The sequence below is a fragment of the Micromonospora ureilytica genome, from assembly GCF_015751765.1.
GTDB classification, from domain to species: Bacteria; Actinomycetota; Actinomycetes; order Mycobacteriales; family Micromonosporaceae; genus Micromonospora; species Micromonospora ureilytica.
This window is the reverse complement of the sequence record NZ_JADOTX010000001.1, coordinates 3,436,892-3,455,625: the sequence shown is the minus strand read 5'-3', so window position 1 is coordinate 3,455,625 and position 18,734 is coordinate 3,436,892. Positions and strand designations below refer to the sequence as shown.

The 18,734-nt window shown below is 71.1% G+C and carries 17 protein-coding genes; 13 read left to right on the top strand and 4 right to left on the bottom strand.

Annotated features, from left to right (window positions below; genetic code table 11):
- Positions 1 to 14 precede the first annotated feature (14 nt).
- The 8 genes from IW248_RS15435 (at position 15) to IW248_RS15400 (ending at position 10,168) form a co-directional block, all read left to right on the top strand.
- Positions 15 to 1,193 carry an alcohol dehydrogenase catalytic domain-containing protein gene (locus tag IW248_RS15435; protein ID WP_196927562.1) on the top strand — a complete coding sequence of 393 codons (1,179 nt, stop codon included), beginning with the start codon at positions 15 to 17 and terminating at the stop codon, positions 1,191 to 1,193.
- A 534-nt stretch (positions 1,194 to 1,727) separates the two neighbouring features.
- Positions 1,728 to 3,275 (top strand): multiple monosaccharide ABC transporter ATP-binding protein, encoded by a 1,548-nt coding sequence (mmsA, locus tag IW248_RS15430; protein WP_196927561.1) that lies wholly within the window; start codon positions 1,728 to 1,730, stop codon positions 3,273 to 3,275.
- Complete coding sequence (gene mmsB / locus IW248_RS15425) at positions 3,272 to 4,570, top strand: multiple monosaccharide ABC transporter permease (protein ID WP_112585417.1); 1,299 nt, start codon at positions 3,272 to 3,274, stop codon at positions 4,568 to 4,570. Before mmsA ends, mmsB begins: the two co-directional genes overlap by 4 nt.
- 52 nt (positions 4,571 to 4,622) lie before the next feature.
- Positions 4,623 to 5,726: a substrate-binding domain-containing protein gene (locus IW248_RS15420; RefSeq protein ID WP_124822420.1), complete on the top strand. Its 1,104-nt coding sequence runs from the start codon at positions 4,623 to 4,625 to the stop codon at positions 5,724 to 5,726.
- A gap of 112 nt (positions 5,727 to 5,838) precedes the next feature.
- Positions 5,839 to 7,101: an ROK family transcriptional regulator gene (locus IW248_RS15415; protein WP_196927560.1), complete on the top strand. Its 1,263-nt coding sequence runs from the start codon at positions 5,839 to 5,841 to the stop codon at positions 7,099 to 7,101.
- A gap of 111 nt (positions 7,102 to 7,212) precedes the next feature.
- Positions 7,213 to 8,181, top strand: coding sequence for an ATP-binding cassette domain-containing protein (locus IW248_RS15410; RefSeq protein WP_196927559.1), 969 nt, complete (start codon positions 7,213 to 7,215; stop codon positions 8,179 to 8,181).
- Positions 8,178 to 9,008, top strand: coding sequence for an ABC transporter permease (locus IW248_RS15405; protein WP_196927558.1), 831 nt, complete (start codon positions 8,178 to 8,180; stop codon positions 9,006 to 9,008). Before IW248_RS15410 ends, IW248_RS15405 begins: the two co-directional genes overlap by 4 nt.
- A gap of 71 nt (positions 9,009 to 9,079) precedes the next feature.
- The gene (locus IW248_RS15400; RefSeq protein ID WP_196927557.1) at positions 9,080 to 10,168 is read left to right on the top strand and encodes a DNA glycosylase AlkZ-like family protein; all 1,089 of its coding nucleotides are present in this window, start codon (positions 9,080 to 9,082) and stop codon (positions 10,166 to 10,168) included.
- Positions 10,169 to 10,216: 48 nt separating this feature from the next.
- On the opposite strand, the gene IW248_RS15395 is transcribed toward IW248_RS15400, so the two are convergent.
- Genes IW248_RS15395 through IW248_RS15385 form a run of 3 tightly spaced genes read right to left on the bottom strand, consistent with a single transcriptional unit; the run spans position 10,217 to position 12,521 of the window.
- On the bottom strand, positions 10,217 to 11,206 hold the full coding sequence (locus IW248_RS15395) for an ABC transporter permease (protein ID WP_196927556.1): 990 nt from the start codon (positions 11,204 to 11,206) through the stop codon (positions 10,217 to 10,219).
- The gene (locus IW248_RS15390) at positions 11,203 to 12,093 is read right to left on the bottom strand and encodes an ABC transporter ATP-binding protein (RefSeq protein WP_196930215.1); all 891 of its coding nucleotides are present in this window, start codon (positions 12,091 to 12,093) and stop codon (positions 11,203 to 11,205) included. Before IW248_RS15390 ends, IW248_RS15395 begins: the two co-directional genes overlap by 4 nt.
- A gap of 20 nt (positions 12,094 to 12,113) precedes the next feature.
- Positions 12,114 to 12,521, bottom strand: a complete 408-nt coding sequence (locus IW248_RS15385) for a GntR family transcriptional regulator (protein ID WP_091401257.1) — start codon at positions 12,519 to 12,521, stop codon at positions 12,114 to 12,116.
- 215 nt (positions 12,522 to 12,736) lie between these two features.
- Between IW248_RS15385 and IW248_RS15380 the strand changes: the two genes are divergently transcribed.
- Positions 12,737 to 14,005, top strand: coding sequence for an Nramp family divalent metal transporter (locus tag IW248_RS15380; RefSeq protein ID WP_124822413.1), 1,269 nt, complete (start codon positions 12,737 to 12,739; stop codon positions 14,003 to 14,005).
- Between the two features lie 123 nt (positions 14,006 to 14,128).
- Here IW248_RS15380 and IW248_RS15375 read toward each other — a convergent pair whose 3' ends face one another.
- Positions 14,129 to 14,401, bottom strand: coding sequence for a hypothetical protein (locus IW248_RS15375; RefSeq protein ID WP_124822412.1), 273 nt, complete (start codon positions 14,399 to 14,401; stop codon positions 14,129 to 14,131).
- Between the two features lie 297 nt (positions 14,402 to 14,698).
- Here IW248_RS15375 and IW248_RS15370 point away from each other — a divergent pair, with 297 nt between their 5' ends.
- The 4 genes from IW248_RS15370 to IW248_RS15355 all read left to right on the top strand — a co-directional run bounded on the left by IW248_RS15370 (position 14,699) and on the right by IW248_RS15355 (position 18,704).
- Positions 14,699 to 15,811: an SdiA-regulated/phytase-like domain-containing protein gene (locus tag IW248_RS15370; RefSeq protein WP_231396319.1), complete on the top strand. Its 1,113-nt coding sequence runs from the start codon at positions 14,699 to 14,701 to the stop codon at positions 15,809 to 15,811.
- 29 nt (positions 15,812 to 15,840) lie between these two features.
- Entirely contained in the window at positions 15,841 to 16,890 is a 1,050-nt protein-coding gene (locus IW248_RS15365) for an NAD(P)H-dependent flavin oxidoreductase (RefSeq protein ID WP_196927555.1), read from the top strand.
- A gap of 67 nt (positions 16,891 to 16,957) precedes the next feature.
- The gene (locus tag IW248_RS15360) at positions 16,958 to 18,055 is read left to right on the top strand and encodes an SRPBCC domain-containing protein (RefSeq protein WP_196927554.1); all 1,098 of its coding nucleotides are present in this window, start codon (positions 16,958 to 16,960) and stop codon (positions 18,053 to 18,055) included.
- 13 nt (positions 18,056 to 18,068) lie between these two features.
- Positions 18,069 to 18,704 (top strand): CG0192-related protein, encoded by a 636-nt coding sequence (locus tag IW248_RS15355; protein WP_196927553.1) that lies wholly within the window; start codon positions 18,069 to 18,071, stop codon positions 18,702 to 18,704.
- Positions 18,705 to 18,734 lie beyond the last annotated feature (30 nt).

Genomic DNA, 18,734 nt, shown 5'->3' with positions numbered 1-18,734 from the left:
AACGGGAGAGTCGGATGAGAGCCGTCGTCTACGAGGACGTCCGGACGGTCGCGGTGCGGGAGGTGCCCGACGCGACGCTGGAGGCGGAGACCGACGCGCTCGTGCGGATCACCTCCACCGCCCTGTGCGGCACCGACCTGCACATGTACGACGGACGGACCAGCGCCGAGCCCGGCCTGGTGCTCGGTCACGAACCGTTGGGTGTGGTGCAGGAGGTGGGTGCCGCGGTGCAGACCGTCCGGCCGGGCACGCGGGTGGTGATCCCCACGCACCTGTTCTGCGGCACGTGTGTGATGTGCGCTCGCGGGCTCTCGGCGGCCTGTCTGCGGGCCCGGGCCGAGGGGCCGGGCGCGGCGTACGGGTACGCAGGGATGGGTCCGTACCGGGGTGCGCAGGCCGACCTGCTGCGCGTGCCGTGGGCCGACGCCAACTGCGTCCCCCTGCCCGGCGAGCCGGGGGACGCCTCCGAGGACGACTTCGTGCTGCTCGCCGACGCGTTCGTCACCGGGTGGCACGCCGCCGCCACCCTCGCCGAGGTCGGGCCCGGTGACACCGTGGCGGTGTTCGGCGCCGGCGCCGTCGGGCTACTCGGCGCCTACTCGGCGCTGCTTCGAGGGGCCCGCGTCGTGTACTCCGTCGACGGCGTCGACGCCCGGCTCGACAAGGCCGGCGAGATGGGCGCGGTGCCGATCGACTTTCGCCGGGGCGACCCGGTCGAGCAGATTCGCGCCGACCGGGCCCGGGCCGGGCTGCCGCTGGGCGAGGAGAAACTGGGCGGGGTCGACAAGGTCATCGACGCGGTCGGGTTCCAGGCCCGCGACCGGGAGCACCCTGACCGGGAGCGTCCGAACCAGGTCATCGCCGACGCGGCCCGGCTGGTCAACGCCGCCGGCGCGATCGCGGTCGCGGGTGTGTACCCGGACCGGGACCCCCACCCCGGCCCTGGCGCGGACGGCCACGAGGACCTGGTCGCGCCCTGGGGAGCGTTGTTCAGCAAAGGGGTCGCCGTCCGGTTCGGCCGCACTCACGATCGCCGCTACACGGTCCTGCTGCGGGACCTGGTCGTCGCGGGCCGAGCACGGCCCAGCGTGATCGTCACCCACCACGGCGCCCTCGCCGACGCCCCGGACCTGTATCGCCACTTCGACCGGCGGGAGCACGGCGTGATCAAGGCGGTGCTGCGCCCGAGCTGACCGGTGCGGCCCCGGTGCGGCGTGCCGTTCCGAACTGCGCTTAACGGACGTTAGGGCACTGATCTGTCGTCCGGTGACCGCCATTCCGAAATGACGATTGCCGATGCGTCCGGCCGGCAGAGGCGTGGGTCACATCAGGTGCCCGAGGCCCACCGTGTGCCTCGCGCACGCCGCTGCGGCCGGTGCCCGATCACCATCGTTCGATGGCCTGACGTGTGCGCTGCGTTACCGGGTGCACCCTCCCCGGCGTGTCTTGCCTGGTGGGAAAGCTGCGGGAATGGCCGGGGTCGATTGGCGCGTTGTCGCAGGTGGGCATGGGTGCTGCGGTCGGACCGGGAGGCCGGGAGGGGCTGCGGTGGCCACCGTGACGGGCGAACACTGTGCGACATCTATATTGCCGGATTGTTACCTTTTCAACAGTCCCTCGCCTTGCGGATGGCCCTACGGCCGCAATACGTTGCCGTCAACAACAAAACCAAGTGAAGGTTCAACCTTCCGGAGGCAACCGATGACGTTGGCGAGGTGGTACGAGCGATGAGCGACGTGCCCATCCTCCTTGAGATGCGTTCCATCACCAAGGAGTTCCCCGGAGTCAAGGCCCTCTCCGACGTCAACCTGGTGGTTCGCGCCGGCGAGATCCATGCCATCTGCGGCGAGAACGGCGCGGGCAAGTCCACCCTGATGAAGGTGCTCAGCGGGGTGTACCCGCACGGCACCTACGACGGCAAGATCGTCTACCAGGGGTCGGAGACCAAGTTCTCCGACATCCGGGCGAGCGAGAACGCCGGCATCGTGATCATCCACCAGGAGCTCGCGCTCATTCCAGGGATGTCGATCGCCGAGAACATCTTCCTCGGCAACGAACCGCGCAAGCGGGGCGCGATCGACTGGAAGGCCGCGAACCGGATGGCGCTGGACCTGATGGCCCGGGTCGGTCTGGAAGAGGACCCGGACACCCTGATCAAGGACATCGGGGTCGGCAAGCAGCAGCTCGTGGAGATCGCCAAGGCGTTCGCCAAGGACGTGAAGCTGCTCATCCTCGACGAGCCCACCGCGGCGCTGAACGAGGCCGACTCCAAGCACCTGCTGGACCTGCTGCGCGGGTTCCGCTCCCGTGGCATCACCTCGATCATGATCTCGCACAAGCTCAACGAGATCGAGGCGATCGCCGACCAGATCACCATCCTGCGCGACGGCCGGACCGTGGAGACCCTCGACGTCAAGGCGGACGGGGTCGACGAGGACCGGATCGTGCGGGGCATGGTCGGCCGTGAGCTGAGCAGCCGGTTCCCGGACCACACGCCGAAGATCGGTGACGTCTTCTTCGAGGTCCGCAACTGGAACGTCCGGCACCCGATCTCCGCCGAGCGGCAGGTCTGCAAGAACGAGAGCTTCGTGGTGCGCCGCGGCGAGATCGTCGGCTTCGCCGGTCTCATGGGCGCGGGCCGTACCGAACTCGCGATGAGTGTCTTCGGCCGCTCCTACGGGGTGTACGAGTCGGGCACGATCATCAAGGACGGCAAGGAGATCGTCCTGAAGTCGGTGGCGGATGCCATCGACAACGGCCTCGCCTACGTCAGCGAGGACCGCAAGGCGATCGGCCTCAACCTGCTCGACGACATCAAGACGTCGACGGTGGCCGCCAAGCTGTCCAAGATTCGGCACCACGGCGTCCTGAACGAGGTCGAGGAATACCAGGCGGCTGAGTCGTACCGCAAGGAGTTGCGGACCAAGGCCCCGACGGTCGACGAGAGCGTCTCCAAGCTCTCCGGCGGCAACCAGCAGAAGGTCGTCCTGGCCAAGTGGATGTTCACCGACCCCGACCTGCTGATCCTCGACGAGCCGACGCGCGGCATCGACGTGGGTGCCAAGTACGAGATCTACGGCATCATCCAGCGGCTCGCCGACCAGGGGAAGGGCGTCATCGTCATCTCCTCGGAGCTGCCTGAGCTGATCGGGCTGTGCGACCGCATCTACACCGTGTTCGAAGGCGCCATCACGGGCGAGATCGCCCGGGCGGACGCCACCCCGGAAACCCTCATGAAGCAGATGACCTCGACGAAGAAGATGGCCACACGATGAGCCGATTGAAGGACCTTCAGAAGAACCTGTTCGGAGGCACCACCTCCAACGCTCGCCAGTTCGGAATGATCTTCACTCTGGTGGCGATCGTCGTCCTGTTCCAGATCCTGACCGACGGCCTCACCCTGCGGTCGGACAACCTGATCGCGCTGTTCCAGCAGAACTCGTACATTCTGATTCTGGCCATCGGCATGCTCATGGTGATCGTGGCCGGGCACATCGACCTCTCGGTCGGCTCGGTCGCCGCCTTCGCCGGCATCCTGGTCGCCAAGTCGATGACCGAGTGGGACCTTCCCTGGCCCGCTGCCATCGTGTTCGGCCTCGCCATCGGCGCGGTGATCGGCGCCTGGCAGGGCTTCTGGGTGGCCTACATCGGGGTGCCGGCGTTCATCGTCACCCTGGCGGGCATGCTGCTCTTCCGGGGCGGCAACCAGTTCATCGGTAACGCGAGCACCGTCCCGGTGCCGGAGGGCTTCCGGGAGATCGGCTCCGGCTTCCTGCCCGAGTTCGGTCCGAACACCGGCTACAACAACGCCACGCTGCTGCTCGGCCTGGCCGCGGCGTTGGCGGTGGTGTGGCGCGAGATCCAGGCCCGCAAGACCCGACGGGCCATGGACGCCGACCCGGCGCCCATGTGGATCTCCATCCTGCGGATGGCCATCATGGTCGGCGTCATCGCCTTCGCGGCGCTGCGCTTCGCCAGCGGTCGCGTCGGCACCAGCTTCCCGATCTCCGGCATCATCCTGCTGGTCCTGGTCATCGCGTACTCCTTCTACACCCGCAACACGGCCGGTGGCCGGCACATCTACGCGGTGGGCGGCAACTCCCGGGCGGCCGAGCTGTCCGGTGTGAAGCTCAAGCGGGTCAACTTCTTCGTCATGATGAACATGTCCGTCCTGGCCGCGCTGGCCGGCATGATCTTCGTGGCCCGTTCGGCGGCCTCCGGACCGCAGGACGGCAACGGCTGGGAGCTGGACGCCATCGCCGCAGTCTTCATCGGTGGCGCGGCCGTCGCCGGCGGTATCGGCACCATCAGCGGATCCATCGTCGGTGGTCTGGTCATGGCCGTGCTCAACAACGGCCTCCAGCTGATGGGTGTCGGCACCGACCGCGTCCAGATCATCAAGGGTCTGGTCCTGTTGCTGGCCGTCGCGATCGACGTCTACAACAAGAGCCAGGGGCGCTTCTCCATCATCGGGAGCCTGATGCGGCCCTTCCGCCGCGAGGACTCCGCCCCACCCGCCTCACCGCCGGACGCGGAGCGCGAGCCCGCCAAGGCAGCGGTGTCCGGCTGACGGCCACCGACCTCTCTACCCGCCTCACCATCTAGAAAGGCAAGTCCTCACCATGCGTAAATTCTTCGGCACGTCGGTGGTGGCCATCAGCGCCGCCGCCATGCTGGCCCTCGCCGGCTGCGGCTCCGGCCGCGACGGCGACAGCGGCTCCGGCGGCGAGGCCGCCAAGGGCTTCGCGGCGAACTCGCTGATCGGTGTCGCCCTCCCGGCCAAGACCTCGGAGAACTGGGTCCTCGCTGGCGACCTGTTCAGCAACGGCCTCAAGGAGGCCGGCTTCCAGGGTGACGTGCAGTACGCCGGCGCGTCGACCACTGTCGCCGACCAGCAGGCCCAGATCACCGCCATGGTCACCAAGGGTGCCAAGGTCATCGTCATCGGCGCGACCGACGCCGCGCAGCTGTCGACCCAGGTCGCGGCGGCCCACACGGCCGGCGTGAAGGTCATCGCCTACGACCGGCTCATCACGAACACCCCGGACCTCGACTACTACGTCGCCTTCGACAACTTCAAGGTCGGCCAGCTCCAGGGCCAGGCCCTGCTGGACGGCATGAAGGCCAAGAAGCCGAACGGCCCGTACAACATCGAGCTGTTCTCCGGCTCGCCGGACGACAACAACGCCGGTGTCTTCTTCAACGGTGCGATGGACGTGCTCAAGCCGGAGATCGACAAGGGCAACGTGGTCGTCGCCTCGGGTCAGAAGGATGTCAAGCAGACCGCCATCCAGGGCTGGAAGGCCGAGGGTGCGCAGGCCCGCATGGACCAGCTGCTGACCTCGACCTACGGCAACAAGGAGCTGGACGGCGTCCTCTCCCCGAACGACACGCTGGCCCGCGCCATCCTGACCTCGGTCAAGGGTGCTGGCAAGCCGACCCCGATCGTCACCGGTCAGGACTCCGAGGTTGAGTCGGTCAAGTCGATCGTCAAGGGCGAGCAGTACATGACGATCAACAAGGACACCCGCAACCTGGTGAAGGAGACCATCAACATGGTCAAGGCTCTCCAGGCCGGCGACAAGCCGCAGGTGAACGACACCAAGTCCTACAACAACGGCAGCAAGGTCGTCGACACGTACCTGCTCCCGCCGGTCGCCGTCACCAAGGCGAACGCGGCTGAGGCGTACGCCACCGACCCGAAGCTCGCGCCGCTCACCAAGTAATTACCGCACGCCAGGTAGTAACGCCGATGGGTCCCGGGTCTCCTCTACCGGGACCCATCGTCGTCCCTGCGCCCCCGCACCAACCGGCCTCGACCCGGAAGGAGGTCTGACCGTGGCGACACCAGTACGGGCCAGGCCAGCCGGCGTCGGCCGCAACGCCGAGTCCCCGCTGCCGTCGGTCCCCGGCGCCAGTCAGGAGGAGATCCGGCGGCAGAACCTCGGCGCTGTGCTGCGCTACGTCCACCTGCACGGACCAACGTCCCGCGCCGAGCTGACCAGCCGGCTCGGCCTCAACCGAAGCACCATCGGCGCCCTCGCGGCCGACCTGGTCACCAGCGGCCTGGTCACCGAGGAGGCCCCGACCACCACCCGCCGCGCCGGGCGCCCCTCACTTGTGGTCAGTCCCCGCTCCGACCGGGTCTACGCACACGCGTTGAGCATCGACGCGGACCGGCTGCGTGCCGCCCGGGTCGGCCTCGGCGGGCAGATCCTCGATCTACGGGAGATCCCCCGACCCAGCGGCATGTCGGCGCTCGACGCCGTGCGGCCCCTCGCCGACCTGGTCCGCGACATGGAACGCTCCGTGGCCGGCGACGCGCTGCTGGTCGGTGGCGCCGCCGCGGTCACCGACACCACCCGCGACCCGGACGGCAGGATCCGGATCGCCAGCATCGACGAGACGCTCGGCGCCGCCCTGGAGGCGGAGTTCAGCGCCGGCCCCGGTTTCGTGGCCGGTGACCTGGCCGACATCGCCGGCCTGGCCGAGCACGTCCGGGGCGTCGCGGCCGGCATCGACGATGTCATCTACCTGCACGGGGACCTGGGCATCAGCGCCGGCATCATCGTCGGTGGCCGCCTGGTGATCGGCCACCGGGGTCACAGCGGCAAGGTCGGCCACATGGTCGTGAACCCCAACGGCCTGCCCTGTGGCTGCGGCTCACGCGGCTGCTGGGAGACCGAGATCTCCGAAGCCGCGCTGTTGCGGCACGCCGGCCGTGACCCGAGCGACCGCGCGGCGGTGGCCGAGGTGCTGCGCGCGGCGGCGGACGGCGACCCCACCGCCCGCGCGGCCGTCGAGCAGGTGGCGGACTGGCTCGGCTTCGGCGTGGCGAACCTGGTCAACGTGGTCAATCCGGACGCCGTGGTGTTCGGTGGCTCGCTGCGCGACATCTTCACCGCCGGTGCGGACGTGGTCCGGGACCGGCTGGACACCATGCCACTGCCCGCCTCCCGCGAGCACCTGCGGTTGCGCGCGGCGGCACTCGGCCGCGACGCGGTCCTGATCGGTGCCGCCGAGTTGGCGTTCGACAAACTGCTGGCCGATCCGCTGAACGTCGGCGTCGCGGGCCAGGTCGGGCCCGCACACTCGGCGTAGCCGTCACGGTCGGCACTTCCATGGCCCCGCCTTCAGTCGGTCAATCCTTGGCGTATCCACTACCGTACGTTGTACGGTAGTGCTCGTTGTCGGTCGGACGAGGGGAACGCTGTGGCGACGAGTGGGAACGCGATAGTGGCCGAAGGGCTGCGCAAGCGGTATCGGGACCGGTACGCGCTGGACGGTTTCGACCTGCGGGTGCCGCAGGGAACTGTGTGCGGCCTGCTCGGCCCAAACGGGGCCGGCAAGACCACAGCGGTACGAATCCTGTCCACCCTGCTCCGGCTCGACGAGGGTCGTGCCGAGGTGGCCGGCTTCGACGTGACCCGTCAGCCCGACCAGGTGCGCTACCGAATCGGGCTGGTGGGGCAGCATCCCGCGCTGGACGAGGCACTCAGCGGCCGGCAGAACCTGGTGCTCTTCGGCCGGCTGTTCCACCTGGGTCGCCGCCGGGCCCGGCAGCGGGCGGTCGAGCTGCTGGAACGCTTCGGTCTCGCCGACGCCGCCGAGCAGCCGGTCAGCACGTACTCCGGGGGCATGCGCCGTCGGCTCGACCTGGCGGCCGGCATGATCCTGGCCCCCTCGGTCCTCTTCCTCGACGAGCCCACCACCGGGCTGGATCCGCGTGGGCGCAACGAGGTGTGGGAGTCGGTCCGGGAGCTGGTGCGCGCCGGCACCACGGTGCTGCTCACCACCCAGCAGCTGGATGAGGCCGACCAGCTCGCCGACCGGATCTCGGTGGTCGAGGCCGGCCGGGTCATCGCCGAGGGGACCCCGGACGACCTCAAGACCCGACTCGGCGGCGACCGGATCGAGGTCGTCGTCGCGGCACCGGCCGACCTTGCCGCCGCCGTCGCCCAGGTACGCCAGGCAGCCGACGACGAACCGACGGTCGACGTGGACCGGCGGATGGTGAGCGTCCGAGTCGGTCATCAGGCCGGCGCGCTCGTCGACGTGCTGCGGGCGCTCGACGCGGTGAACGTCGCGGTGGCGGACGTCGCGCTGCGCCGCCCCACCCTGGACGACGTGTTCCTGCACCTCACCGGGGACCGGGCGCCGACCGCCGAGGTGGCGGCATGAGCGCGGTGAGCATGCCGGCCCCGGCGGTGGATCTGACGCCCGGACGGCCCACCCTCCTGGCCGACAGCAGCGCGCTGATCTGGCGCGCCCTGGCCCGGTGGCGACGCGATCCCGGTCCGCTGATCGCCTCGCTCGGCTTCAACATCCTGATCGTGCTGATGTTCGCCTACCTGTTCGGTGGCGCGTTGCAGGTGCCCGGCGGCGGCAGTTACCGGGAGTTCCTGATGCCCGGCATGTTCGTGATGACCATGGTCTTCGGCATCAGCCTCACCACGATCGCCGTTGCCGAGGACCTGGAGCGCGGGGTGACCGACCGGCTCCGATCGATGCCCGTCTCGCCGCTGGCACCGCTGGCGGCCCGGGCGGTGGCCGACATGCTGTTCGCGCTGGTCACCCTCGGAGTCCTGCTGCTGACCGGTCTCGCGATCGGCTGGCGGGCGCACGGCGGGGCGGCTGCCACACTGGCGGCGGTGGGCTTGATCCTGCTGCTGCGCTTCGCCCTGATCTGGGTCGGCATCTTCCTCGGGTTGGTCGCCCGTGGGCAGACGGCCGTGGTGGCAGTACAGACCCTGGAGTTCCCGCTCGGCTTCCTCTCCAACGCGTTCGTCGCACCGTCCACCATGCCCGCCTGGCTCGGTGCGGTGGCCGCGTGGAACCCGCTGTCGGCGACCGTCGGCGCCACCCGCGAGCTGTTCGGCAACCCCGGTTGGGGTGGTGACTCCTGGGCGGCGCAGCACTACCCGTGGCTGGCAGTGCTCTGGCCGCTCGTACTGGTCGCGGTCTTCCTGCCGCTCTCGGTCGCCCGCTACCGGCGGCTGGCCGGCTGAGCCCCAGCCCGGATGGCGATCCAACTCTCTGGGTCCGCTCGTTGTCGGTGGTCGCCGTTAGGCTCGCCGCCGTGGGTGTGCACCGACTCGATCGGGCCCAGGCGCGGCGGATCGCCATCCGGGCCCAGCTGCTGGCCGCTCCGCGTCCGACCGACCTCCTGACCGTGGTCCGCCAGCTGACCCTGGTGCAGATCGACCCGACCGCCGCCGTCGCCCCCAGCGCCGACCTCGTCTGCTGGAGCCGGCTCGGCTCGTCGTACCAGCCCCTGCACCTGCGGGAGGCCCTCGAACGGCACCGGACGCTCTTCGAGCACCAGGCGATGGTGCGACCGATGGACGACCTGGGGCTCTTCCTCGCGGCGATGGCGGCGTCGCCCGGTCACGAGCGCCACAGCGAGTGGCTGCGCGCCAACGACTCGTTCCGGCGGGACGTGCTCGACCTGCTGGGCCGCTCCGGTCCGCTGCTCTCCCGCGACATCCCGGACACGAGCGCCGTGCCGTGGCCGTCGTCGGGCTGGACCAACAACCGCAACGTCACCCAGATGCTGGAGTTCCTGGTCCTGCGCGGCGAGGTCGCGATCGCCGGCCGTCAGGGCCGACAGCGGCTCTGGGACGTGGCCGAGCGGGTCTACCCGGCCGGCACACCCGTCGTCGAGCTGGAGCAGGCGCGCCGACTCCGCAACGAGCGACGGCTGCGGGCGCTGGGCATCGCTCGGGCGAAGGCGGTGGTCGTGCCCGGCGAGCCCGCCGACGTCGGCGACGTCGGCGAGCCGGCCGTGATCGAGGGCGTCGCGGGGGAGTGGCGGGTGGACCCGGCCGCGCTCGGGCAGCCCTTCACTGGGCGTACGGCGCTGCTGTCGCCGTTCGACCGGCTGGTGCACGACCGGGTCCGCCTCGCGGACCTTTTCGAGTACGAGTACGTGCTGGAGATGTACAAGCCCAGGGTGAGCCGCCGGTGGGGCTACTTCGCGCTGCCGATCCTGCACGGTGATCGGCTGGTCGGAAAGGTGGACGCCACGGCCGAGCGTCGGCGCGGCACGCTCACCGTGCACGCCATTCACGAGGATGTGCCCTTCACCCCGGAGGTGACCCGGGCCGTGCACGACGAGCTGCACGACCTGGCGTCCTGGCTGTCGCTGACCGTCGAGGGCCTCCGCTGACGGGTGCTCGCCGAGGCCCCCGCGCCCCGACGAGCACCCGTCGCCCAGCTAGGCGATGCGGCGGACCCGACGCACAGCCAGGTAGACCAGGAGCAGGGCGAGGGCGACGAAGATGCCCGTCTCGATGCCCTGGAAGAGCCAGAACCGGTCCGCCGGCTGGTACAGCTCCCAGTTGTACGCGCCCGGCTTGAGGCCCAGTTCGGCGCCGCAGGCACGGCCGTCCGGGCCCTTGCCACCCGGCGGGCACTGGATCCGGGTGTCCTCCGCCACCATCGCCCCGTCGGCGTTGCGGATGCCCACGGAGAGGACCCAGTCGCCTCGGTTCCCCTCCGGTATCCCGCCCCCGTCGATCGGGAATGTCTGGGTGCGGGCCGGCTGGTAGTGCGGTCGGGCCAGGACGGCGATTGCCGCCCGAACGCCGATGAACCCGGCGAGGGTGATGCCCATGGCAGGCAGCATCCGTTTCCACACGGTGCCGGCGAAGATGCCGAGCGCCACCGCGAAGAGGGTGTAACCGATCGGGACGACACCCTGCAGGTCGAAGACGATCAGACCGAACCGGCCCTCGCGCGCGGTCTGGGTGAGCGGCTCGACCCACCAGGACATGCCCAGCCCGTAGCCGACCGCGAGGACCAGCACGCCCGCGCCGACCAGGCCGAACTTCACAAGGGCCCACTGGTTCCGGCCGACACCCTGGGTCCAGACGAACCGGTGCGTGCCCTGCTCCACCTCGCGGGCGACCAGCGGGGCGCCCCAGAACAGACCGACAAGCACCGGCAGGGTGATCAGGAGTACGGCCAGCAGGTTGAGGTTGCCGTACTGGTTGGTGAAGCGGTGGAAGCCCGCATCGCACGTCTCGCGGGTCGTCTGCGCCACATCGGCACGGGCGAGCTGGTTGACGCAGTCCGTCAGCCCGAGGTCGGCGAAGGTGTTCCGCATCGACAAACCGATCGGCACCAGCACGGCGGCCAGCACCGCGAACCCCAGCAGGGTGTAGAGCGCCTGCTTGCGGTGTTGCCGCCAGGTCAACCAGATCATGCCGCTACCCCCCACTCGCTGTGATTGGTCTTCGTGGTGCCGTCGGCCAGATAGGCCAGCACGACGTCCTCCAGGCTGACCTCGCGGACCGTCCAGGCCGGATCGGTGACCGGCCCGTCGGTGCGGACCAGCAACGTGGACTGCCGATCGGTGTGGCTGGTCCGGACCACTGCGGCGACGCCCCCGATTGCGCCGCCGTCGTGGCGCGGCCCGACGAGTTGCCGGTGCTCGGCGACCAGGTCGTCGACCGCGCCGGTGAGCTGCACCTGGGAGGCGTTGAGCACGATCAGGTAGTCGCAGACCCGTTCCAGGTCGGCCAGCAGGTGCGAGGAGAGCAGGACTGTGGTGCCTGACTCCGCGACGCTGCCCATCAACGACTGGAGGAACTCCCGGCGAGCCAGGGGGTCGAGGCTGGCGACCGGTTCGTCGAGCAGCAGCAGCCGCGGCTGCTTCGCCAGTGCCAGGGCAAGCGCCACCTGGGCCCGTTGACCACCGGAGAGCTTGCCGACCGGCTTGTCCGGCGGGATGCCGAGCTGCGCCAGCCGCTGGCGGGCCAACGCCGCGTCCCACCGCTTGTTCAGCTTGCCGCCGGCGACGACCAATTCGGACGCCGTGAAGTCCCGGTACAGCGGGGTGTCCTGGGCGACGAAGCCGATGTCGGCCAGGCCCTCCGTGTCACCGTAGGGGGACCGGCCGAACACCCGGACCGTGCCCGCGTCGGGCTTGAGCAGCCCGACGGCCAGGTGCAACAGCGTGCTCTTGCCCGCGCCGTTCGGCCCGACCAACGCGGCGATCCGGCCGGCCGGCAGATGCAGCGAGCAGTCCCGTAACGCCCAGGTGCTGCCGTACCGCTTGCCGAGCCGGTCTGCTTCCAAGACCATGTCCATCCGTTGTCCTCTCGTTCCGCTCATGCGTGCTCCTTGTGCGGGGCGTCGTCGGTGAGGGTGGCGCGCAGCGTCGTCTCCACCAGGGCGATGACGTCCTCGGCCGTGAGGCCGGCAGCTTGCGCCCGGTGCAGCCAGGCGACCAGGTCGTCGCGTAGCTCAGCCTGGTTGGGCAGGGACGCGCCGGCCAGGGTGCGCTGGACGAACGTGCCCACCCCGGGTCGGCCGCCGACCAGACCCTCGATCTCCAACTCCCGGTACGCCTTCAGCACCGTGTTCGGGTTGATCGCCAGGGATTGCGCGACGTCCCGGACCTTCGGCAACTGGTCGCCCGGTGTCAGCAGGCCAACCCGCAGCGCCTGTTTCACCTGCTGCACGAGCTGCATGTAGGTGTTCACCTTCGACCGGCTGTCCAGTACGAACTCGATCACTCCCGATGATCCTTCCTGTTGTCCTACGACAGTAGGACTAATAGACAGCTTCATCGGTGACCCACCGGCTGTCAAGTCCGTCTTGTTCGATGCGCCGCGTCCTGTCCGGCGCGGCGGCCCGACCCCGGTGGCACCGGCAGGCCAGCGGTTGGCACCGACGGGTCAGCCCGATGGGAAGGGACCGGCAGCGATCCGTGGGGACGGGGAGGTGTTCGATGGTCACCAACGAACTGACGACGTCGAGGGCGACTCCACTACAGGCCGCTCGCGCCCGGGGCCGCGTACGCGGGCGGCTGATCCTGCTCGGCCCGGCGTTCGTCGCCGCGGTCGCCTACGTCGACCCCGGCAACTTCGCCACCAACTCCGCCGCCGGCGCCCGCTACGGCTACCTGCTGGTCTGGGTCGTGGTGGTGGCCAACCTGATGGCGATGTTGGTGCAGACGCTCACCGCGAAGCTGGGTCTGGCCACCGGGCGCAGCCTGCCCGAGCTGTGCCGGGAGCGCCTACCCCGGCCGGTGAACCGGATGATGTGGGTGCAGGCCGAGTTGGTCGCCATGGCCACCGACCTGGCTGAGGTGATCGGTGGCGCGGTTGCCCTTTACCTGCTCTTCGGCATCCCCCTGCTGCCCGGCGGGATCATCATCGGCACGGCCTCGTTCGCGGTGCTCGCGTTGCGCTCGCGCGGCTACCGTGCCTTCGAGGTCGCCATCGCCGTCCTGCTCGGTGTGATCGTGCTGGCCTTCGCCGCCAACCTGCTCGCCTCCGGCTCCGACCCCGCCTCGGCGATGGCCGGTCTGGTGCCGCGCCTGCAGGGCACGGACAGCGTGCTGCTGGCCGCCGGCATCCTCGGCGCGACAGTCATGCCGCACGTCATCTACGTGCACTCCGCGCTCACCCGTGACCGCATTCCCGCCGCCGACGACACCGAGCGCCGGATCCTGTTCCGCGGCCAGCGCACCGATGTGCTGCTCGCCCTGAGCGCGGCCGGCGCGGTCAACCTCGCCATGCTGCTGATCGCCGCGTCCAGCTTCCGGGGCGGCGGGCCGGGCGGTGCGGACAGCCTGGAGGGGGTGCACGCCGGGCTCGGCCAGACCATCGGCACCGCCGCCGCGTTCGGGTTCGCCGTCGCCCTGCTGGTCTCGGGGCTCGCCTCCACGAGCGTGGGCACCTACGCCGGAGAGGTGATCATGCAGGGCTTCCTGCGGCGGCGGGTTCCGCTGCTGCTGCGTCGGCTGGTCACCCTGCTACCCGCGTTGGCAGTGCTCGCCATCGGCCTCGACCCGACCCGGGCGCTGGTGCTGTCCCAGGTCATCCTCAGCTTCGGCATCCCGTTCGCGCTGATCCCGGTGGTCGCCTTCACCCGCCGCCGCGACCTGATGGGCAACCTGGTCAACCACCCGCTCACCACGGCCGCCGCGTGCCTGGTGGCCGTGCTGGTGGTCGCGCTCAACGCGTTCCTCCTCTGGCAGGTCGTCGCCGGCTGAGCCGGCTGGTCAGCGTCGCCGGCTGAGCCGGCTGGTCAGCGTCGCCGGCTGAGCCGGCTGGTCAGCGTCGCCGGCTGAGCCGGCTGGTCAGCGTCGCCGGCTGAGCCGCGTGGGCGGGTGTGATCAGGTGCGACGTCCCTCGTCGCGGGTCGGGATTTCCTGACGCTGTTCGAGGGCGTCCGCCGGGTTGGCGTCGGCCGGCAGCGACGTCACCTCCTCGAGCGTGCCCGCCGGGAAGGCGCCCTGCTCGGCCAGGTCGGCCTCGGCCGCCTCCGGGTCCACGTCACCCGACATCCGGTCCGGCGGCCCGACGTCGAACGCGTCCTGTCGTTGCTCAAGGGCATCCGCCTCCGGAGGAGGGATCGTGCCGCCCTGTTCATCCCGGTACGTACTCATCGGAGCCTCCCACCCGGCGGGTGTCGACATGCCGCCGGGCCGCTGCCTACCCGCCACCGCCGCACTCAGGCCGCCGCGCTGGTCGAGATCTGGGCAGTTTCCGGGACAGTGCTGCCTCCGCAGCGCCTGAGGCAGCACTGTCCCGGTGGTTGCGCGGATCATGAGACGGCGGGGCAGGGGGAGCGACAGTACATCGACCGGGGGATCCGGCGCGTCCCCCCGATGACCGCCGCCGGTGGCCGGGATCGGCCAGGATGGGCGGGTGGCCGGTCACGGTCGCGACGAGGAGGATGGACGATGCGGGTAGGCGGACGGTTGACCTGGGGGCGGCGTGCTCGCGCGGGGGCGGTGCTGACCGCGTTGCTCGCGGGCGTGGTGCCGCCGGCCGTGGCGCTGGTGCCGGCCGCCGCCACGGCGGGCGCGGCGGCGGGGACGCCGGTCTGTCAGGTGCGCGACGACCGGCTCCGTGAGATCTCCGGGATGGTCGCCACCGACGACGGGTACGTGGTGATCAACGACGGGGCCGACGACGAGGCGCGCCGCCGGATTTTCTTCCTCGACCAGCGCTGTGCTGTGGTGCGAACGGTCTCCTTCCCGTCCCGCCCCCGCGACACCGAGGACCTGGCCATCGGTCGGGACGGCACCGTCTGGGTCGGCGACATCGGCGACAACGACCGCACCCGGACGACGGTCGGCGTGTGGCGGCTCGCGCCGGGGGCGAAGCAGCCGGTGCTGCACCGGATGACCTACCCGGACCGCCCGCACGACGCCGAAGCGCTGCTGCTCGACGCGTCAGGTCGGCCGCTGATCGTCACCAAGGGCGGCAGTGGCACCGTCTTCCTGTACGCGCCGAGCACCGCGCTGCGGTCGGACGCGACAACGCCGCTGACCGCGCTCGGCCAGGTGACAGTGCCGACGACCACGACCAGCAACCCGTTCTCGTTCCTGGGACGCGGGGTGATCACCGGCGCGGCGAGCGCACCGGACGGACGGCGGGTGGTGCTGCGCAGCTACGCCGACGCCTTCGAGTACGACGTGCCCGACGGCGACGTGGTCCGCGCGTTGACCACCGGCACCCCGCGGATCACCCCGTTGCCGGACGAGCCCCAGGGCGAGTCGATCACCTACAGCCGCGACGGCCGGTCGTTGCTCACCGTCTCCGAATCCGCCGGTCAAGCAGCCGGCACCCGCTCGACGATCCTGCGTTACCCGGCCACGGCCACCACGCTCACCGCGGCGCCCTCCACGGAGTCCGTCGACCCGGTGACGCCCACGTCGGTCCGTCCGGCCGCCGGGGAGGTGGGTGGTGTGGATGGGCGGACCTGGCCGCTGGCGGTCGGCGCCGGGACACTGCTGGTCCTGCTCGGGCTGGCCGGCGTGCTGTGGTGGAGGCACACCGTGCGCCGGTGACCGGTCCGGGCCTGCGGCAGGATGGGGCCATGTCCGTCCTGTCCACGTTGCGCCACCCGATCATCGCCGCTCCGATGGCCGGCGGCCCGTCCACGCCCGCGCTCGTGGCCGCCGTGTCCGCAGCGGGTGGGTTGGGCTTCCTCGCCGCCGGGATGATCGACACCGACCGGCTGGTCGCCGACGTCGCCGAGGTCCGCGCGCGTACCGATTGGCCGTTCGGTGTCAACGTCTTCCTGCCCGACCCCGGTGGCGTCGACGAGGCCGCCGTCCAGGCGTACGCCGAACGGCTCGCCCCGCAGGCCGCCCTGCGCGGGGTGCGGCTGGGCGAGCCGGTAGGAGGCGACGACGCGTACCCGGAGAAGCTGGCCGCCCTGCTCGCGGACCCGGTCCCGGTCGTGTCCTTCGTGTTCGGGCTGCCCGACCGGGCGGCGGTGACCGCCCTGCGCGAGCGGGGCACCGAGGTGTGGGCCACCGTCACCCGCCCGGACGCGGCGACCGCCGCCGCCGACCTGGGTGTGGACGCGGTGGTGGTGCAGGGCACCGAGGCCGGTGGGCATCGCGGCGGCCTACCGGACGATGACGACTACGGGCTGCTGCCGCTGCTCCGGCTGACCGCCGCCCGCTGTGACCGGCCGCTGGTGGCCGCCGGCGGCCTCGTCGACGGCCCCGCGGTGGCCGCCGTGTTGGCTGCCGGCGCCGCCGCCGCGCAACTCGGCACGGCCTTCCTGCGCTGCCCGGAGGCGGGCAGCTCGCCGATGCACCGGGCGGCGGTGGCCGGTGCCACGCCGACCGCGTTGACCCGGTCGTTCACCGGCAAGCGGGCCCGGGGTCTGGCCAACGACTTCCTGCGCCAGCACGACGCGGTGGCACCGCACGGTTACCCCCAGGTGCTACACCTGACGCGTCCACTGCTCGCCGCCGCCCGGCGCGACGGGGACGCGTCGGTGGCCAACCTGTGGGCCGGGCAGGCGCACCCGCTGGCCCGGGACCTGCCGGCCGCGCAGGTGGTCGCCGAGGTGAGTGCCGACGCGCGGGCCGCGCTGGCCACGGTGATCGAGCGGTACGGCCGCTGGGGCTGAGCAGGCCGCCGGCAACCGGCTCGGGCGGGCGGGACAGGCCCGGCGGGCAACCCGTTAGAGTCTCGCCGTGATCGAGATCGGTGCGCAGGTCGACCTGTCCCACCCGCCTGAGCGGGTCTGGCTCGCGCTGACCGATCGGGAGTTGCTCGGCCGGTGGTTCGCCGAGGCCGAGACGGTCGAGGGCGTACCGGACCGGATGCTGCTGCACACGGCAGACCTGCCCGGCTTCGAGGCAGACGTCGAGGTCGAGGTGACCGAGCGGCAGGAGCCGGACCTCCTCGTGCTGGCCTGCGACGAGGCCGGCCGGCTCAGCGAGCTGACCTGCACGGTCACCGCCACGAAGCAGGGCTGCCGGCTGGAGCTGCGGGAGGTCAGCACGCACGGGGCGTGGTCCGCCGAGCAGCACGAGCCCCGCGAGCAACAACTCCGGCAGGGGCTGACCGTGCGGCTGCCGGCCATCCTCGACTGGCTCGCCTTCCAGCAGGTCGACCTGCGCCGCGCCGACGGTGGGATGACCACGGAACTGCCGCTGATCCGCGTACGCGGCGGGGCCGGCCGCAACTCCCGTCGGCGTCGCACGCTGGTCGCCGTGGTCGCCGGGGCCGTGCTGGTGGCGGGGACGGCGGCATTTGTGACGTTGCCGCCCGACCCGAAGCCGACCGCCGCGCCCGCACCGACAACCACCGCGTCGCCGACCACGACGGCCGGCACGACCACAGTGGCAGCGCCCCCGGCGACCCAGTCGGCGCGCCCCACGCGGACCACCGCGTCGGCGACCACCCGCCCGAGCCGGACCCCGTCGGCGAAGCCCTCGCGGACGCCCTCGTCGGCCGCCCCACCCCCGCCGCCGGCACCCGTGGTGGTGGCCCGCTACGAGACCGACTCCAGCCGCCTGTTCGGCTACACCGGCGAGATCGTTGTCGACAATCCCGGCAGCGCACCGGTGGCAGACTGGGCCGTGGTGGTCACCCTCGCCGAAGGCACCACAGTCGATGACGTAGACGGCGCGAGCGGGCGACAGGACGGACGGGCGATCACCTTCACCGGAGCCGCCGTGGGGGCTGGGAAATCCCTGACGATCAGCTTCGATGTTCGCGACAGTCGGCCGAAGGCCCGGGAACCGGAGAGCTGCACGATCGGCGGGCAACCCTGCCAGGGCCTCTGACTAGGCTGCCGTCATGGCACTACTGCACAGGGCGACCCTGCGCCCCACGAAGCTGGACCTGCTGGCGACCTGGCTGCCCGACCGACAGTGGTTCGCCGGCCCGGCCGGCGTCGAGGTGGTGAGCCGAGGCGCCTACCGCTTCGACGACCCGGCCGGCGAGGTCGGCATCGAGACGATGCTGGTCAGCGCCGCCGACGGGCCGGTCCACCATGTTCCGCTCACCTACCGAGCCGCGCCCCTCGACGGTGCGGACGGCTGGCTCGTCGGCACCACCGAGCACTCGGTGCTCGGCCGGCGCTGGGTGTACGACGGCTGCGTCGACCCGGTGTACGCCGCCGCGCTCGCCCACGCGATCCTCACCGGCAGCGGCCAGGCGGAGCAGTACTTCGAGGTCGACGGCCGGCGCGAGGTGCGTGAGCCGACGGTGACGCTCGTCGTCGACCGCGCGGCCGACGCTCCCGTACCGGCCGTCGGCGCGGTGCGGCGGGTCGTCGAGGAGGACCGCACGCTCATCGACACCGGAACCGTCGAGCTGGTCGTCGTGCGTCGGCCGGGTGCCGGGGCCGACGGGTCGGCCGGCGTGACGCTGAGCGGTCGGTGGGACGGTCAGTCGACGACAGTGCCGCTGGCGTACGCCAGGACACGCTGATCTGTGCGCGGTGGGCGGCCCGACTTCTCG